Below are 16483 nucleotides of genomic sequence, written 5' to 3' on the forward strand. Positions count from 1 at the left end.
ATGGCCGACCGCGTCACGGTGATCGGCTGGGACGGTTCCCCCCTCACCGCCGCGGCCAGGTCCGCACTCGGCGCCGCCACCCTCGTGGCCGGCGCGGCCCACCACCTCGCCCTCCCCGAAGTGCCCCACGGAGCCGAGCGCATCCGCCTCGGCAGCGTCGACCTCGCCGCCCGTCGGATCGCGGGGCACCGCGGCAGCGCCGTCGTCCTGGCCGACGGCGACCCCGGCTTCTTCGGCGTCGTCCGCACCCTGCGCGCCCCCGAGCACGGCCTGGAGGTGGAGGTCGTGCCCGCGGTCTCCTCCGTCGCCGCCGCCTTCGCCCGCGCCGGCATGCCCTGGGACGACGCCCAGGTCGTCGTCGCGCACCCCAGGACGCTGCGCCGCGCCGTGAACGTGTGCCGTGCGCACCCCAAGGTCGCCGTCCTCACCGCCCCGGGCGCCGGCCCCGCCGAATTGGCCCTGCTGCTCGACGGGATCCACCGCACCTTCGTGATCTGCGAGGAGCTCGGCACCGACCGGGAGGAGGTCACCGTCGTCACCTCCGACAAGGCCGCCGACCACATGTGGCGCGATCCGAACGTGGTGATCGTGGTCGGCGGTGCGGTCAGCGGACCGGCCCCCGGCGGCAGTTGGATCGCGGGCCGCGAGCCCGCCTTCCCGCACTCCGTACGCGGCTGGGCACTGCCGTCGCAGGCGTACGCCGACGGCGCGGACGGCGCGACCGGCCGGCGCGGGGAGGGCGGCTCACCGCCGCTCAGGGCCCTGCAACTGGCCCGGCTGGGCCCGCGCGTCGGCGACCTCGTCTGGGACATCGGCTGCGGCGACGGCGCGCTGACGGTCGAGGCGGCGCGCTTCGGCGCCGCCGTGATCGCCGTCGACGCCGACCCGGCAGCCTGCGCCCGCACCGACGCCGCCGCCCGGCGCGCGGGCGTCCAGGCGCAGGTGGTCAACGGGCGGGCGCCGCACGTCCTGGAGCGGCTGCCCGAACCGGACGTCGTACGCATCGGCGGCGGGGGAGCGGCGGTCGTCACCGCCTGCGTCGAGCGGCGCCCCGAACGCATCGTCACGCACGCCGCCACCCGCGGCGAGGCGGAGGCGCTGTGCACCGCCCTCGCGGCCGGGGGTTACGTCGTCGACTGCGCCTTCGTGCAGGCTGTCGACGTCGATCCGCAGGGCTGGTCCGAGCGGGAACGATCCGTCGTTTTCGTGGTCGGCGGAAGCCAGCCGGAACGTGCCCGGTGACCATGGTTGTCAGCGGCGCGAGGTAGGCTGATCGACCGTTGTGCCGCACTGGATGTCGATCGCTTGTTCGGTGATGATGTCCGGGACTACCGGAAATGGAGTGTCGCTTTGCATCCGGTATGTGGTACGTCGTAACCGGGGTCGCGCAACGTGGCGCAGCCCACAGCGGACCGTGGCGGATCTGACTGCCAGGTCCGCGAACGGCCGCGAGAATGCTGGGAGTCCGTGGGGCCATCGTGCCGCGTGGCGCACAAGCTCGTTCTTGTAGACGGGCGTCAGGCGTGCCGCGATCGGGCGTTCGGCGACGGGCGAAGGATCACAAGCGATGGGGCGAGGGGTACGCATGACTGACACCGGTCAGATCCCGGGCGAGGGGCTGCCGGAGAACGCAGGCGTGGTGGAGCGGCAGCCGGGGGTCCCCGGTCCTGACGCGTACGCCTTCGCGGCCCCCTCCGAGCACCCCCCGACGGAAGAGGACGACCTGTTGCTGATGCCGGGCGCGCAGGGCGCCTGGAGCGATCCGCAGGCCACCCAGCCGGGGGTGCCCGTCCCGCAGATGCAGCCGGCGCCTCAGGTGCAGCCCGTACAGCCGATCCAGCCCGTCCAACCGGTGCAGCCGGTGCAGGCCGTTCAGCCCGTGCAGCCGGTGCCCGTGGCGCAGGCTCCGCGCGCGGCCGTGCCGGCTCAGCCCGTTCAGCCCGAGGCTGTCGTTGCGCCGGAGCAGCCCGAGGCCGTGGGTGGCGTACCGGCCGCGCCCGTGGCCGCTGCCGTTCCGCAGCAGCAGGCCCCTGTCGTGACCGGTCCCCAGCCCGCCGCCGAGCCGGCGGCTCCGGCAGCACAGGCTCCGGTCGTCGAGGCCGGGGCACAGCTCGTCGAGGCGCCGCAGGGCCCGCTGCCGGTGGCGCCGGAGGCCACGGCCCCCACGGACCTCGGCTCCCCCGAGCAGGCCGCGGCCCCCGTCGTGACGCCCGGTCAGGAGGCGGTCGCCGCCACGGACGTGGTGCCCGCTCCCGAGCTCGCCGCGCCCACGGACCTGGGTTCCCCGGAGTCCGTCGCCCAGCCCGTTCCGCAGGGGGCCGCGCCCGCGCCGGGCATACAGCAGGTGGCGGAGGTCCCCGGCGCGCCGCAGCAGCAGGCCGCGCAGGTCCCCGCCGCCGAGCCGAACACCGCGGAGCAGCTTCCGGCTGAAGCGCTCCCCGTCGACCCTTCCCAGGTCGAGCAGGTCGAGCAGGTCGAGCAGGCCCAGCCCGAGGCCGTCGTTGCGCCCGAGCAGGCCGCCGCCCCTGAGCAGCAGGCGCAGCCGGGCGAGCAGGTGCCCGTCGAGCAGCCCGTCCCCGCGTTCGCCGCCGCTGCTGCCGCGCCGTCGCCTCAGCCGTCTCACCGTCCCCTCCACATGGGTCCGCCCGTACCGAACCCGTCCGCTGGCGTGGTCCGTTCGCTGGCCGACCGCGGGCCGGCCGGCGTGGCCCCCCACCCGCTGACCGTGCAGAGCCATCCCGGTCCGCCCACCCTCGGTCCCGAGTACCTGGACGTCCCGGGGGACGGGACCGGTTCCGTCTCCGTCGGCCCGCAGCTCGGCGAGATTCCGCCGCAGGCCGGAGCACCCTGGGACGCCCAGCCGCCGCAGACCGAGGCCCCTGCCCAGGCTCCCGCTCCGGCTCCCGTTCCGGCAGTGCAGGCACCCGTACCGGCAGAAACGGTCGTCCCGGAGGACGCGGCGACCGCCCCCGCGCCGACGGCGGAGCCCGCTGCTGCGCAGGAGCCGGCGCCGCAGGCCGTCGCCGCGCCCGAAGCGGTGACGGAGCCGGAGTCCGACGCCGGTACGGAGCAGCCCGCCGAGCAGCAGCCGCAGCAGCCGCAGGCTGAGGCACCCGTGGTGGAGCAGCCGGAGCCGCTGTCGGCCGAGGCGACGCAGCACGCCGAAGGCGCCGAGCCGGAAGCCGTACCGGAGTCCGAGGCCGCGCCGGCCGCAGAAGCGACGCCGGAAGCCGCGCCTGAGCCGGCCGCGCAGGTCGCAGACCCGGCCCAGGAAGGCCCGGCACCCGAGGCGGCTGAAGCATCCGAAACCCCTGAGGCCCCCGAGGCCCCTGAGGCCCCCGAAGCCCCTGAGACGTCTGAGGCCCCTGAGGCCCCTGAGGCTGCGGACGCACCCGAAGCGACCGAGCAGCCCGCCGAGACGGCGCAGCCCGCCGAGAGCGCCGAGCCGGACGCGGCGCCCCAGCCCATGGCCACGGCCGAGCCGGAGCCCGCGCCCGAGGCCGAGTCCGCACCTGAGCCCGAGGCCGCCGCGGAGCAGGGCCAGCAGGCCCCGCAGACCCCGCCCGCCCCCGCGTTCGACGACGCGGAGCGCGAGGCCGTGCTGCGCGTGATGCGCGAACGCCGCGACATCCGCAACGGCTTCCGCAGCGACCCCATCCCGCACGACGTCCTGCTGCGCGTCCTGGAAGCGGCCCACACCGCCCCCAGCGTCGGCCACTCCCAGCCCTGGGACTTCGTCGTCATCCGCTCCGCCGAGACGCGCACCGCGATGCACGAGCTGGCGCAGCGCCAGCGCGAGGCGTACGCCAAGTCGCTTCCGAAGGGCCGCGCCAAGCAGTTCAAGGAACTCAAGGTCGAGGCCATCCTGGAGACGCCGGTCAACATCGTCGTCACCGCCGACCCGACCCGCGGTGGCCGCCACACCCTCGGCCGACACACCCAGCCGCAGATGGCGCCGTACTCCGCCGCCCTGGCCGTGGAGAACCTGTGGCTCGCCGCCCGCGCCGAGGGTCTGGGCGTCGGCTGGGTCAGCTTCTTCGACGAGCGCGAGATGGTCCGCGCCCTCGACCTGCCCGAGCACCTGGAGGTCGTGGCGTACCTCTGCGTCGGTTACGTCGACGAGTTCCCCGAGGAGCCCGAGCTGGCGCAGGCCGGCTGGTCCAAGCGCCGCCCGCTGTCGTGGGTCGTCCACGAGGAGACGTACGGTCGACGCGCCCTGCCCGGCGCCCAGCCGCAGGACCTCCTCCAGGAGACCGTCGCCGGCATCCGCCCGCTGGACGCCAAGGCGCTCGGCGAGGCGTGGGAGCGGCAGAAGCGGATGACCAAGCCCGCGGGCGCCCTCGGCATGCTGGAGATCATCTCCGCCCAGCTCAGCGGGCTTTCCCGGATGTGCCCGCCGCCCGTCCCGGAGCCCGCGGCCGTCGCCGTCTTCGCCGGCGACCACGGGGTGCACGCCCAGGGCGTCACCGCCTGGCCCCAGGAGGTCACCAGCCAGATGGTCGCCAACTTCCTCGGTGGCGGGGCGGTCTGCAACGCCTTCGCCACCCAGGTCGGCGCCGAAGTGTGCGTGATCGACGTCGGCGTCGCCGCCGAACTGCCGGCGACGACCGGTCTGCTGCCGCGCAAGGTCCGCGCGGGCACGGCCGACTTCACCACCGGCCCCGCGCTCACCCGCGAGGAGGTGCTCGCCGCCATCGAGGTCGGCATCGAGACCGCCCGCGACCTGGTGGCCGCCGGCAACAAGGCGCTCCTGACCGGTGAGATGGGCATCGCCAACACCACCGTCTCCGCCGCGCTGATCTGCGTCTACACCGGCAGCGACCCGGCCGAGATCACCGGCCGCGGCACTGGCATCAACGACGAGATGCACGCCCGCAAGGTCGACGTCGTCCGCCGCGCCCTCGAACTCCACGCGCCCGACCCCACGGACCCGGTCGGCGTCCTCGCGGCCGTCGGCGGCCTGGAGCACGCCGCCCTCGTCGGCTTCATCCTCGGCGGCGCGTCGCTGCGCACGCCGGTCGTGCTCGACGGGGTGTCCGCCGGCGCGGCGGCCCTGGTCGCCCGGGCCGTGGCACCGGAGGCGCTGGCCGCGTGCATCGCGGGTCACCGCAGCGCCGAACCCGGCCACGTGGCGGCCCTGAACAAGCTGGGCCTGCGCCCGCTCGTCGACCTCGACCTCCGCCTCGGCGAGGGCACTGGAGCGCTCCTCGCGCTGCCGATCATCCAGAGCGCGGCCCGCGCCATGCACGAGGTCGCCACCTTCGACTCGGCGGGCGTCACCGAGAAGTAGCCGTAGGCGCCGCCACCACCGCCCCGGAGCACCCCGCTCCGGGGCGGACGGCGCTCCCGCGCGGCGCAGCGCGTCGAACGCCCCGTAAGGTGCCCTGTAAAAACACCGTCCCACCAGCCGCTTCAACGTCGACGCGGCCCGGCGCCAGCCACCCGTACCGCCCGAGGAGTCGCACCCACATGCCCGAGCAAGCCTCCGCGCACCCCCATCCGGCCTACCCCGTGGGACTGCGGCTCTCGGGCCGACGGGTCGTGGTGGTGGGCGGCGGCCAGGTCGCCCAGCGCAGGCTGCCCGCGCTCGTCGCCGCCGGCGCCGACGTCCTGCTCGTCTCCCCGTCGGCGACCCCCTCCGTCGAGGCGATGGTGACCTCCGGTGAGATCCGCTGGGAGCGACGGCGCTACGAGGACGGCGACCTCGCCGATGCCTGGTACGTCCTCGTCGCCACCTCCGACCCGGCGGCCAACGACCGGGCCTCCGCCGAGGCCGAGCGCCACCGCATCTGGTGCGTGCGCTCCGACGACGCCGAAGCCGCCACCGCGTGGACCCCCGCCACCGGCCGCAGCGCCGGCGTGACCGTCGCCGTCCTCACCACCGACGTGCACGACCGGGACCCCCGGCGCACCGCGGCCGTCCGGGACGCCCTCGTCGAGGGGCTGCGGGACGGCACCATCGCCGCGCGCCACGAGCGCACCCGGGCCGCTGGGGCCGCCGCCGTCGCCCTCGTCGGCGGCGGCCCCGGCGACCCCGACCTGATCACCGTCAAGGGCCGGCGGCTGCTCGCCGAGGCGGACGTCGTCATCGCCGACCGCCTCGGCCCCCGCGACCTCCTCGACGAACTCCCGCCGCACGTCGAGGTGATCGACGCCGCGAAGATCCCGTACGGCCGCTTCATGGCGCAGGAGGCCATCAACCAGGCCCTGATCGAGCACGCCAGGGCCGGCAAGGCCGTCGTACGGCTCAAGGGCGGCGACCCCTTCGTCTTCGGCCGCGGCATGGAGGAGGTCGAAGCCCTCGCCGAAGCCGGCATCGCCTGCACCGTCGTCCCCGGCATCTCCAGCTCCATCAGCGTCCCCGGCGCGGTCGGCATCCCCGTCACCCACCGCGGCGTCGCCCACGAGTTCACCGTCGTCAGCGGGCACGTCGCCCCCGACGACCCGCGCTCCCTGGTCGACTGGGCCGCGCTCGCCCGGCTCCGCGGCACCCTCGTCGTGCTGATGGGCGTCGACAAGATCGGCGCGATCGCCCGTACGCTGGTGGAACACGGCCGCGACGGCGCCACGCCCGTGGCACTGGTCCAGGAGGGCACCACCGCCGCCCAGCGCCGGGTGGACGCCACGCTCGCCACGGTCGCGGACGAAGTCGTCGCCCAGGACGTACGCCCCCCGGCGGTCATCGTCATCGGCGAGGTCGTCCCCGTCGGCCGCCCGCTGTCGGCGTAACCACCAGTAACCGACCTCTGCCCAGGCGTTGGCACCACACCCCGGAGAAGGCAGTATCACCCCCGTGGCTGAACTCATCACCGTCGAGGACCCCGACGACCCCCGGCTGAGCGACTACACCGGTCTGACCGACGTGGAGCTGCGCCGCCGACGGGAGCCGGCCGAGGGGCTGTTCATCGCCGAGGGCGAGAAGGTCATCCGACGCGCCAAGGACGCCGGTTACGAGATGCGCTCCATGCTGCTTTCGGCCAAGTGGGTCGACGTGATGAAGGACGTCATCGACGAGATCCCGGCACCGGTGTACGCGGTCAGCCCCGAACTCGCCGAACGCGTCACCGGCTACCACGTCCACCGCGGCGCGCTCGCCTCCATGCAGCGCAAGCCGCTGCCGAGCGCCGCCGACCTGCTCACGGCCACCCGCAAGGTCGTCGTCATGGAATCCGTGAACGACCACACCAACATCGGCGCGATCTTCCGCAGCGCCGCGGCCCTCGGCATGGACGCCGTCCTGCTCTCCCCGGACTGTGCGGACCCGCTGTACCGCCGCTCGGTGAAGGTCTCCATGGGCGCCGTCTTCTCCGTGCCGTACGCCCGGCTCGACGCCTGGCCGCGGGGGCTTGAGACGGTACGGGAAGCAGGGTTCACGCTGCTGGCGCTCACCCCCGACGAGAAGGCCACCGCCATCGACGAGGCCGCGCCGCACCGCCTCGACCGGGTCGCCCTGATGCTGGGCGCCGAAGGCGACGGGCTGTCCACGCAGGCACTGGTCGCCGCCGACGAATGGGTCCGCATCCCCATGGCGCACGGGGTGGACTCGCTCAACGTGGGGGCCGCCGCCGCGGTCGCCTTCTACGCCGTGGCCACCGGGCGCCCCGGAGCCTGAGCCCGCGGCGGCGGCCCTACAACTGCTGGGCCGCCGCGATGCCCAGCGCCACGATCAGCGTGACGACGAAGAAGACGATGATCCGCTGACGTAGCAGCTTCGGATTGGCGGGGCGCCGACCGGTCGACGTGCCACGGGCCCCGGGGCGCTGCCCCTGCCGCCCGGTGTTCCGGGACGGGGCGCCGCCGCGCGAGGGGCGGGGGCGCTCGGAGCCGCGGGACGGATCGCCGGCCCGCGCCGAACCGACCTGCGACGAACCCGTACGGGACGGACCCGTGCGCGCACCACCCGTTCTGGGGTCGCCCGTGCGCGAACCGCCCGTGCGGGGCGGCTGTTGCGGACGCGGGCCCGAACCGCCCGCCGTGCGCCGCTCGCCCCGTCCGCGCTCGGGCCGCTCCATCCGCTCCGTGCGCTGGAGCTGGTCCGGCCGCTCCGCGTACCGCGACGTGGGACGGTCCGCGTCGGAGCGCTCCCGCAGCAGCGGACCCCGCGCCTCCGAAGGCCCCTGCGCCTCCCGGGCCGCGATCTCTTTGAGCCGCATCGAGAGCTGGAGCGTGCTCGGGCGCTCCTCCGGGTCCTTCGCCAGACAGGCCCGCAGCAGCGGGGCCAGCGCGTCCGGTACGCCGTGCAGGTGCGGCTCCTCGTGGACGACCCGGTACAGCATCACCTCGGAGCCGCCGAGCCCGAACGGGGAGTCGCCGGTCGCCGCGTACACCAGCGTCGCACCGAGCGAGAAGACGTCCGTCGCCGGCGTCACCGCCACGCCCCGGACCTGCTCGGGCGCGAGGAAACCGGGGGAGCCCACGGCGGTGCCCACGTGGGTGAGGGTGCTCGCGCCCGTCGCCCACGCGATGCCGAAGTCGATGATCCGGGGGCCCTTGGGGGAGAGCAGGATGTTCGACGGCTTCAGGTCCCGGTGCACCACACCGGCCTCGTGCACCGCGACCAGTCCCTCGGAGAGCGCGGCGCCGATCGCGGCGACCTCGGCGGCCGGCAGCACGCCCTCCTCGTTCACCTTGTCGTGCAGCGAGGGGCCGGGGACGTACTGCGTGGCGAACCACGGCCGCTCGGCCTCCAGGTCCGCCGCCACCAGCCGGGCCGTGCACCCGCCGCGGATGCGCCGGGCGGCCGACACCTCGCGGGCGAAGCGCGCCAGGAACTCCCGGTCCTCCGCGAGGTCCGGCCGGATCACCTTCAGCGCGACGCGCTGCCCCCGCCGGTCCGAGCCGAGATAGACGACGCCCATCCCGCCCGCGCCCAGCCGCCGGTGGATACGGAACGACCCGACGACACGCGGGTCCTCGCGCCGGAGCCGCATCATCGCCATGGTCCGTCCCCTTGCCATGGTGGGGAGCCCCACCCCGTTCGCCGACCGGCCGGTCTCCGATCGTCCGTGTTGACGTGGCACAGCTTACGGACCCCCGCCCCGGTGCGCTCAGAGGCCGCGCCCTCGCGGCCAGATCGATTGTCAGTGCCCGGTGGGAGACTTGAAGAGTGGTCAGGGGAGCCGGGTGCGAAGGCCCCCGGCCCGCGCGGGATCTCAACGAACCGTCGCCGAAGGGGGATTGGCTCAGTGAAAGGTGATCGCGTCGAGATAGTGGTGGACGCGGGCGACAGCACGCGTACGTACGAAGTCGTGGCAAGCCGGGCAGGCCGTCGTGTGGAGACCGCGGTCCGCCGGGGGGTGGTGGAAGTGAGCGAAGTCACCCGCACCGGCGCCGTGGTGCGCACCGCCCGTTTCATGGCCACCCGGGTGCTGGCCCTGGTGGAGCAGCCCGTCCCGCGGGACGAGGTCGACCCGTCGAGGGAGGCGCCGGAGTCGAAGGGAGCAAGGGAGCCGAGGGATACGAGGGGGACGCAGCCGCAGAAGGAGCCCCAAGGCCGTGGTGGGACCCCGTGAGGGTCCCCGTGAGCGCAGCGAGCCACCCGGACCGGACGGAGCGACCCTTCCGGGAAACCCCGGGGTCCCGGACCTCCGTCTCCACCCAGGGGAGTACGCCGAAGACACCCGGATCATCCTCTCGGAGGCCCGGCAATCGATACGCGGGCATGACGTCCGCCCCCGTCCGGAAACCTAAAGTTGAGGTCAAGCGGCGGGTGCAGCACTCGTCCCCCGAGGTCAGACGCCCGCCGCTGCCATCTCACGACAGGAGAGGACCCATGGCGGACACGGCAACGCGGACCATGATCCGCACGCAGGAGCGCAGGGTTTCCGCTGCGTTCCGCCGCCGCCCCGGCCAGCGCCACCCCCTGGTGGCGACGGCCATGGCCCTTCCCCTGGCGGCACTGCTGCTCTACGTCTTCGGAGGCTGGGAAGCAGTAGTGACACAAGCGTCGTCCGTGGGCGTGATGCTGGGGCGCTGAGCGGCGCCCCGGGCCCGGAAGAGCGGTCCGGGCCGGGGACATCCGGCCATAACCCCGTGGGGACGGGGGTGCGGCGGACGGCAGCGGTGGCCGGTCAGCTGGGGAGCTGACCGGCCTTCGCGTTGTCCCCCTTCTTTCCTGTTGCCGCCCGTGTTGGTCCGGGCCTCGTCGCCATCGCCCCCGAGCCCGGCGCGTACCCTCGCACGCACAGCCGCGCCGTCCCGCGCGACGGCGCAGCACCCCGGGGGAGACCGTGACCACTGCCGTCGTCGACGCACTGGCCGAGGCCGCACAGCGTGCGGCCCACGCGTCGGACCCGCCCGCCCCTTGCCGCGGCTGCACCGGCGGCCCCCAACTGCTCGCACGGCGGGACGACGGCGTCGTCGTGCGCCACGGACGCGCGGTGGCCAAGGCCCACGACGTACGCACCGACCCGGTGGCGCACCGGGCCCGGCTCGCCGTCGCCGCCCATCCCCGGCTCGACCGGGTCCTGCTCGCCCCGCTCCCGCTGCCCGCCGACGTACGACCCGTGGGGGAGCGGCCCGTCAGCGTCTGGCCGTACGGCACCCCCGTCGACCCCGAGGACCCGCTCTCCGCGCCCTGGGAGGAGACCGCCGCCCTGCTCGCCCGGCTGCACTCGGCCGCCCCCGGCGACCTCCCCGGACCGCTGCCCGCCATGCGCGGCCCCGCGAAGGCGGCCCGCGCCGTCGCCCGGATGCGGCGGACCGTGCGCCACCCGGGCGCCGTCGCCGTCGAACGGGCCTGGGCACGGCTGCCCGCCTGGGCCAGGGACGAGGAGCCCGCGCCCGGCCCCGGCGGGCTCTGCCACGGCGATCTGCACCTGGGCCAACTCGTGCGCCACCCCGAGCCGGACGGCCCCTGGCTGCTGATCGACGTCGACGACCTCGGCGTCGGCGACCGGGCCTGGGACCTGGCCCGTCCCGCGGCCTGGTTCGCCGCCGGGCTGCTCGCCCCCGAGGTGTGGCAGCGGTTCATCGGCGCCTATCTCGCGGCCGGCGGCCCCGCGGTCGACGCGGCGGACCCCTGGGTCGCGCTCGACGTGCCCGCCCGCGCCCTCACCGTGCAGACCGCCGCCCTGGCGCTGGCGAAGGCGGTCGACCAACGGCGCGAACCGGACGACGTCGACACGGCGGTGATCGACGCCTGCGCCCGAATCGCCGCTCTCCCGCCCGAGTTGGAATCCGCCGGGACGTCGTAGGCTTCTGCCGTCACCTAGCGCCCGGCCTGGGCGCCTTCCGGTGACGAAGGAACGACGGCGAGGAGCTGAGCCCGACGATGCAGTGTCCCAAGTGCCATGCGGTGATGCACACGTACAACCGCAACGGTGTCCAGATCGAGCAGTGCAGCGGCTGCCGGGGGATATTCCTCGACTACGGCGAGTTGGAGGCCCTGACCCGGCTGGAGGCCCAGTGGTCCCAGCCGGCCCCGCCGCCCGCCCCGCCCGCCGCCTACCCGGGCCAGGCCGCACCGGCAGCGCCGGCCCCCGCCTGGGGCGCCCCGCACCACGGCTCCCACGGTCACCACGGCTCGCACGGCCACCACGGTCGCCACCAGCGCGGCTTCGGCCGGATGCTCTTCTCCTCCTGACCCACCGCGGCTGAGCACGAGAAGACCCCCGGCCGCCGAGGCGACCGGGGGTCTTCGTCAGTGCGCGATACTGGGATTGAACCAGTGACCTCTTCCGTGTCAGGGAAGCGCTCTCCCGCTGAGCTAATCGCGCGGGAACCGACCGCGGCCGAACCGCGGGGCAGTGCAGGATGCGTGCGCGATACTGGGATTGAACCAGTGACCTCTTCCGTGTCAGGGAAGCGCTCTCCCGCTGAGCTAATCGCGCGGGGAATCCATCAGGATCCAGTGGACGATACTGGGATTGAACCAGTGACCTCTTCCGTGTCAGGGAAGCGCTCTCCCGCTGAGCTAATCGTCCTTGGAGGTGGAGACGGGATTTGAACCCGTGTAGACGGCTTTGCAGGCCGTTGCCTCGCCTCTCGGCCACTCCACCCGGAGTGCGGGGGTCGGGAAGATCCCCACGTCGAGCGGACGACGAGATTCGAACTCGCGACCCTCACCTTGGCAAGGTGATGCTCTACCAACTGAGCCACGTCCGCCTGTCGATTCCGGGGCGCTTGCGCGTCCCGGCGACGTGTTGAACTCTAGCGGATTCCCGGGCCAGCACAAAAACGCGTTTCCGCAGCGTGCTGACCTGTGTTCGGGCCGCAGCCGCCCGGCGGACCCCGTTCCCGCCGGTCATAGACTCGACAGCGTGCACCACCTCCCTCCCCTCGCCCGCTTCGGGCACCTGATCGCCACCGGCCTCCGGGACGTCACGAGCGACCCCGAAGCCCTCGACTCGCAGGGCTTCTGGGCCGTCGCCGCGGACTTCGAGGGCGGCCTGACCTGCGCCCGCTTCCAGGAGGTGCGCACCGCGCCGGTGCCCGCGCCCGTGCCGGGACGCTGGCGCGGCCCCGCCCCCGAGGACTGGACGTCCTCGCTGGATCGGGACGCGTACGTCGCCGGCGTGCGCCGCATCCGCGAGCACATCGCGGCCGGCGAGGTGTACCAGGCGAACCTGTGCCGGGTGCTGTCGGCGCCGCTGCCGGACCCCGGGCCCCTGGAGGCGCCGGCCGACGTCGACGAACTGACGGCGCTGCTGGCGCGCGGCAACCCGGCACCCTTCGCCGGAACGATTCGCCTGCCCGAGCACGGCGTGGAGATCGCCACCGCTTCCCCCGAGCTGTTCCTGCGCCGCACCGGCGGCACGGTCGAGTCGGGACCGATCAAGGGCACCGGGCGCACGGCGGCGGACCTGCTGGAGAAGGACCACGCCGAGAACGTCATGATCGTCGACCTGGTCCGCAACGACCTGGGCCGCGTCTGCGCCACGGGCTCCGTGACCGTGCCCGAGCTGTGCGCCGTCGAGCCCCACCCCGGCCTCGTCCACCTGGTGTCGACCGTACGCGGCGAACTGCGCCCCCGAGCCGGCTGGCGCCACCTCCTCGACGCCACCTTCCCGCCCGGCTCGGTCACCGGCGCCCCCAAGTCCAGCGCGCTGCGGATCATCGACGCGCTGGAGACCGCGCCGAGGGGCCCGTACTGCGGCGGCATCGGCTGGGTCGACGCCGACCGGGGCCGCGGCGAGCTGGCCGTCGGCATACGCACCTTCTGGATCAACCGGACCGGCGGCGCCCCCGTGCTGCGGTTCGGCACCGGGGCCGGGATCACCTGGGGATCCGACCCCGAGCGCGAGTGGGACGAGACCGAACTGAAGGCTTCCCGGCTGCTCGCGATAGCGTCGGACCGGGGCAGCGGGACCCCGCACGGGGGCCGACCCCGGCCCGGTACGGCGATCAGCGTGGAAGGACCAGTCAGATGAAGGTGTGGGTCAACGGAGGGCTCAGGGACGCCGAGGACGCCCGGGTGTCCGTGCTCGACCACGGCCTGACCGTCGGCGACGGCGTCTTCGAGACCGCCAAGGCCGAGCACGGCCGGGCCTTCGCCCTCACGCTCCACCTGGAGCGGCTGACCCGCTCGGCGCGCGGCCTCGGGCTGCCCGACCCCGACCACGACGAGGTCCGGCGCGCCTGCGCCGAGGTCCTGGCGGCCAACCCCGTCGAGCGCGGCCGGCTGCGCATCACGTACACCGGCGGTCTCTCCCCGCTCGGCTCCGACCGCGGCACGGACGGGCCGACGCTGGTCGTCGCCGTCGGCGCGAGTGCCGAACGCCCCGACACGACGGCTGCGATCACCGTGCCCTGGGTGCGCAACGAACGCGGCGCGCTGACCGGGCTGAAGACCACCTCGTACGCCGAGAACGTCGTCGCCCTCGCCCGGGCCGCCGAGCAGGGCGCGTCCGAGGCGCTGTTCGCCAACACCGTCGGACAGCTCTGCGAGGGCACCGGCTCCAACGTCTTCGTGGTCGTCGACGGCGAACTGCTCACCCCGCCGGTCTCCTCCGGTTGCCTCGCCGGCATCACCCGGGCCCTGACGGTCCACTGGGCCGGCGCCACCGAGACCGACCTGCCGTTCGACGTGCTGGAGCGGGCCGAGGAGGTCTTCCTGACCTCCAGCCTGCGCGACGTGCAGGCGGTCAGCCGCGTCGACGGCCGTACGCTGCCGGGCGCGCCCGGCCCGGTGACCACCAAGACCATGCGGCTCTTCGCGGAGCGCGCGGCGGCCGACCCCGACCCGCGGCTGCCCTGACGTCGCCGCGGCCGCGGGGCGTGCGGAGGGGCGGAGCAGGGGTAGGACTCCTGCGATGACCACCACCCTGCGGCCGGTGACGCCGCTCATCGACGAGGCGGACGGCACCCGGTCGCGCCGCTACGACATCTGCGTCAACGGCCGTTCCGTCGGTCGCGTCGAGATCGCCGCCCAGCCGCCCCCGGGCCCGCGCACCGGGGTCGTCCGCTCGCTCCACGTCGACGAGGTCGACCGGCGGCGGGGCCGGGGGACCGTTGCCGCGCTCGCCGCCGAGGAAGTGCTGCGCGGCTGGGGCTGCGACCGGATCCAGGTGTGGGTGCCCTCGGACGCAGCGGCGGCGACCCGGCTGGTGGCGGCGCTCGGCTATGCGGAGCGCGGACGCAGCATGGTCAAAGACCTCAGGAGCGACGACGGGGGCGCACCGCCGGCCCTCGCGCCCGGGCTGCGGGCCCGGCCGATGACCGAGGCGGAGATCCGCCAGTGGCGGCCCGTGGCCGTCGCGTCGCACGCCCGGATCCTGACGGAACACGATGGTTTCGCCCCCGCCGACGCCCTCGCCCGCTCCGAGGCCGCCCACGAGTCCCTGCTCGCCGAGCCGGGGCTGGTGCTGGACGTGCTGGAAGCGGACGGCGAAGCGGGGGCAGCGGGGGACACGGGCGTCGTCGGGCACCTGCTGCTCGGCCGGCGCGAGGTGCTGCCCGACCGGGACGGGGCGTACGTGTACGACGTGGAGGTCGCGGCCGACCGCCGCGGCCGGGGCTACGGACGCGCCCTGATGCTGCACGCCGAGCACGTCGCGCGGGCGGCCGGGGCGTCCGCGCTCGGGCTGTACGTCCACGTGGACAACGCACCGGCGCGGGCCCTGTACACCTCGCTCGGCTGTCAATCGACCGTCGTGCGCTGGGCGAAGCAACTGTGGTGACGGGCTTCGAACACCGGGCTTGCGGCGCCGGGCGTCAGCCGCCCGGCTTCAGGCGCCGGCGAGCAGCCGGTCGGCGATCTCCTCGATGCGGGCGCGCAGGCCGTCCTGGCTCTTGCCGCCGTCCAGCCGCTCCCCGCCGATGACGTACGTGGGGGTGCCGGTGACCCCGATCGCCTTGCCCTCCGCGTGGTCGGCGTCGACGACGAGGATGTGCCGGCCGTCGATGAGCGCGGTCTCGAACTCGTCGACGTCCAGGCCCAGTTCCCGGGCGACCTCCAGCAGGACCGGCTCACCGCTGCGGTCCAGGTCCCGCACCCGTGCCAGGACCGCCTCCGGGTACGCCTGCCCCGCGCCCTGAGCCACGGCCTCCTCGGCGGCCTGGGCCGCGGCGAAGGAGTGTCGGTGCTTCTCCAGCGGGAAGTGCCGCAGGCGTACGTCGAGTCGGTCGCCGTAGCGCTCCCGCAGCGCCCGTACGTCGTCGAGGGCGCTCAGACAGTCCGGGCACTGGAGCTCGCACCAGAAGTCGAGGACCACGGGGACTTGGGAGCCGGCGGGGTCGGTGGAGGGGGTCAGGTCGCTCATGCGACCAGTTTCCCAGCTCGGGGGCGGTGCCGCGGCATCGGGCCGCGGCTCTACGGCGGCGGTGTCGGACCGGGACCTGGGGATGAGCGCGTCCCGGAGATCTCCCTGAGACCGGGGCCCACCGTGGCCGGTTGTGCCCGGGTCGGTGCAGGATGGAAGGGACGCAACCGCGCATGCCCCGCCCAGCAGGAGGAACCGGATGATTGCCGAGACCATTTGTTCCGCGGTGTCCGCGGCGGGCCTGGGCATCGCCGCCGTCACCGCGTACCGCAGGCGCTTCCTGAGCGCCGCCAGGATCGCCGCGTACTCCCTGGTCCCCCTCGGCCTGGTCCTCACCGGTGCCGTGGGCTGGGCGGTCGACACCGCCTTCAGCCCCACGGCGTGGCTGGGCTTCGGGCTGCTGGGCGGCGCATGGCTGATGTTCCTGGGCATCCGGGCCGTGGAGCGGCGCAAGGGCATCGTGGGACGCAAGGAGCGCAAGGCCGCGAAGGCGGCCGGCAGGGATGCCGTGGCTCCGGCCGCGTCCGCGCCGTCGCTCGGTACTGCCCCGCGCCCCGCCGGCCGCTCCACCGCCAAGCCGGCGTCCGCGCCGAAGGCGGGCGCCGCGGACGACTTCAGCGACATCGAGGCGATCTTGAAGAAGCACGGCATCTAGGGCCTGTCTTATGGATCAGGCTGGGTGAATAAGGGTCCCCCCACGCCCTCTGGGCGTAGGGGGAGGGGTCTGGTGCCGTGGATCGCAAGGCGGAGGATGGGGGTACTCCCCCACGGCTACGCGTGGG

General features: G+C 74.5%; 14 protein-coding genes and 5 tRNA genes. 12 read left to right on the plus strand and 7 right to left on the minus strand.

Features of this window, described 5'->3' with window-relative positions; translation table 11 throughout:
* The 4 genes from cbiE (at position 1) to AB0E05_RS05235 (ending at position 7612) form a co-directional block, all read left to right on the plus strand.
* The gene (cbiE, locus tag AB0E05_RS05220; protein ID WP_361959000.1) at positions 1-1242 is read left to right on the plus strand and encodes a precorrin-6y C5,15-methyltransferase (decarboxylating) subunit CbiE; all 1242 of its coding nucleotides are present in this window, start codon (positions 1-3) and stop codon (positions 1240-1242) included.
* Positions 1243-1585: 343 nt separating this feature from the next.
* Positions 1586-5290 (plus strand): nicotinate-nucleotide--dimethylbenzimidazole phosphoribosyltransferase, encoded by a 3705-nt coding sequence (gene cobT / locus AB0E05_RS05225; RefSeq protein ID WP_361959003.1) that lies wholly within the window; start codon positions 1586-1588, stop codon positions 5288-5290.
* Between the two features lie 179 nt (positions 5291-5469).
* Complete coding sequence (gene cobA, locus AB0E05_RS05230) at positions 5470-6729, plus strand: uroporphyrinogen-III C-methyltransferase (RefSeq protein ID WP_361959006.1); 1260 nt, start codon at positions 5470-5472, stop codon at positions 6727-6729.
* Between the two features lie 64 nt (positions 6730-6793).
* Entirely contained in the window at positions 6794-7612 is an 819-nt protein-coding gene (locus AB0E05_RS05235; RefSeq protein ID WP_361959009.1) for an RNA methyltransferase, read from the plus strand.
* A 16-nt stretch (positions 7613-7628) separates the two neighbouring features.
* Here AB0E05_RS05235 and AB0E05_RS05240 read toward each other — a convergent pair whose 3' ends face one another.
* Complete coding sequence (locus AB0E05_RS05240; protein ID WP_361959012.1) at positions 7629-8939, minus strand: protein kinase; 1311 nt, start codon at positions 8937-8939, stop codon at positions 7629-7631.
* Positions 8940-9185: 246 nt separating this feature from the next.
* On the opposite strand from AB0E05_RS05240, the gene AB0E05_RS05245 reads away from it, so the two are divergent.
* The 4 genes from AB0E05_RS05245 to AB0E05_RS05260 all read left to right on the plus strand — a co-directional run bounded on the left by AB0E05_RS05245 (position 9186) and on the right by AB0E05_RS05260 (position 11584).
* Entirely contained in the window at positions 9186-9512 is a 327-nt protein-coding gene (locus tag AB0E05_RS05245) for a hypothetical protein (RefSeq protein WP_361959015.1), read from the plus strand.
* A gap of 260 nt (positions 9513-9772) precedes the next feature.
* Positions 9773-9976, plus strand: coding sequence for a hypothetical protein (locus AB0E05_RS05250; protein WP_361959018.1), 204 nt, complete (start codon positions 9773-9775; stop codon positions 9974-9976).
* A gap of 253 nt (positions 9977-10229) precedes the next feature.
* Entirely contained in the window at positions 10230-11195 is a 966-nt protein-coding gene (locus AB0E05_RS05255; protein WP_361959021.1) for an aminoglycoside phosphotransferase family protein, read from the plus strand.
* 77 nt (positions 11196-11272) lie between these two features.
* A complete protein-coding gene (locus tag AB0E05_RS05260; RefSeq protein ID WP_361959024.1) occupies positions 11273-11584 on the plus strand; it encodes a zf-TFIIB domain-containing protein in 312 nt (103 codons plus the stop codon).
* A gap of 61 nt (positions 11585-11645) precedes the next feature.
* Here the strand turns inward: AB0E05_RS05260 and AB0E05_RS05265 are convergent.
* From AB0E05_RS05265 to AB0E05_RS05285, 5 genes are all read right to left on the minus strand, one after another.
* A tRNA-Val gene (locus AB0E05_RS05265) sits at positions 11646-11717 on the minus strand.
* A 42-nt stretch (positions 11718-11759) separates the two neighbouring features.
* A tRNA-Val gene (locus tag AB0E05_RS05270) sits at positions 11760-11831 on the minus strand.
* 21 nt (positions 11832-11852) lie between these two features.
* A tRNA-Val gene (locus tag AB0E05_RS05275) sits at positions 11853-11924 on the minus strand.
* A gap of 1 nt (position 11925) precedes the next feature.
* Positions 11926-11999, minus strand: a tRNA-Cys gene (locus AB0E05_RS05280).
* A 33-nt stretch (positions 12000-12032) separates the two neighbouring features.
* Positions 12033-12105: transfer RNA gene (locus AB0E05_RS05285), tRNA-Gly, on the minus strand.
* 155 nt (positions 12106-12260) lie between these two features.
* Between AB0E05_RS05285 and AB0E05_RS05290 the strand changes: the two genes are divergently transcribed.
* From AB0E05_RS05290 to AB0E05_RS05300, 3 genes are read left to right on the plus strand one after another with little or no spacing between them, the layout of a single operon-like run.
* Positions 12261-13370: a chorismate-binding protein gene (locus AB0E05_RS05290; RefSeq protein ID WP_361959027.1), complete on the plus strand. Its 1110-nt coding sequence runs from the start codon at positions 12261-12263 to the stop codon at positions 13368-13370.
* Positions 13367-14197, plus strand: coding sequence for an aminodeoxychorismate lyase (locus tag AB0E05_RS05295; protein WP_361959030.1), 831 nt, complete (start codon positions 13367-13369; stop codon positions 14195-14197). Before AB0E05_RS05290 ends, AB0E05_RS05295 begins: the two co-directional genes overlap by 4 nt.
* A 55-nt stretch (positions 14198-14252) precedes the next feature.
* On the plus strand, positions 14253-15119 hold the full coding sequence (locus AB0E05_RS05300) for a GNAT family N-acetyltransferase (RefSeq protein ID WP_361959033.1): 867 nt from the start codon (positions 14253-14255) through the stop codon (positions 15117-15119).
* A 48-nt stretch (positions 15120-15167) separates the two neighbouring features.
* Here the strand turns inward: AB0E05_RS05300 and AB0E05_RS05305 are convergent, their stop codons facing one another.
* Positions 15168-15701 (minus strand): DsbA family protein, encoded by a 534-nt coding sequence (locus tag AB0E05_RS05305; protein ID WP_361959036.1) that lies wholly within the window; start codon positions 15699-15701, stop codon positions 15168-15170.
* A 199-nt stretch (positions 15702-15900) separates the two neighbouring features.
* Here AB0E05_RS05305 and AB0E05_RS05310 point away from each other — a divergent pair, with 199 nt between their 5' ends.
* Entirely contained in the window at positions 15901-16356 is a 456-nt protein-coding gene (locus AB0E05_RS05310) for a hypothetical protein (RefSeq protein WP_361959039.1), read from the plus strand.
* Positions 16357-16483 lie beyond the last annotated feature (127 nt).

The sequence above is a fragment of the Streptomyces sp. NPDC048057 genome, assembly GCF_040653095.1.
Classification (GTDB): domain Bacteria; phylum Actinomycetota; class Actinomycetes; order Streptomycetales; family Streptomycetaceae; genus Streptomyces.

Coding starts and splice junctions, on each gene's coding strand:
- cbiE (WP_361959000.1), top strand. CDS start 1: ATGGCCGACCGCGTCACGGTGATCGGCTGGGACGGTTCCCCCCTCACC.
- cobT (WP_361959003.1), top strand. CDS start 1,586: ATGACTGACACCGGTCAGATCCCGGGCGAGGGGCTGCCGGAGAACGCA.
- cobA (WP_361959006.1), top strand. CDS start 5,470: ATGCCCGAGCAAGCCTCCGCGCACCCCCATCCGGCCTACCCCGTGGGA.
- AB0E05_RS05240 (WP_361959012.1), bottom strand. CDS start 8,939: ATGGCGATGATGCGGCTCCGGCGCGAGGACCCGCGTGTCGTCGGGTCG.
- AB0E05_RS05250 (WP_361959018.1), top strand. CDS start 9,773: ATGGCGGACACGGCAACGCGGACCATGATCCGCACGCAGGAGCGCAGG.
- AB0E05_RS05260 (WP_361959024.1), top strand. CDS start 11,273: ATGCAGTGTCCCAAGTGCCATGCGGTGATGCACACGTACAACCGCAAC.
- AB0E05_RS05295 (WP_361959030.1), top strand. CDS start 13,367: ATGAAGGTGTGGGTCAACGGAGGGCTCAGGGACGCCGAGGACGCCCGG.
- AB0E05_RS05300 (WP_361959033.1), top strand. CDS start 14,253: ATGACCACCACCCTGCGGCCGGTGACGCCGCTCATCGACGAGGCGGAC.
- AB0E05_RS05305 (WP_361959036.1), bottom strand. CDS start 15,701: ATGAGCGACCTGACCCCCTCCACCGACCCCGCCGGCTCCCAAGTCCCC.
- AB0E05_RS05310 (WP_361959039.1), top strand. CDS start 15,901: ATGATTGCCGAGACCATTTGTTCCGCGGTGTCCGCGGCGGGCCTGGGC.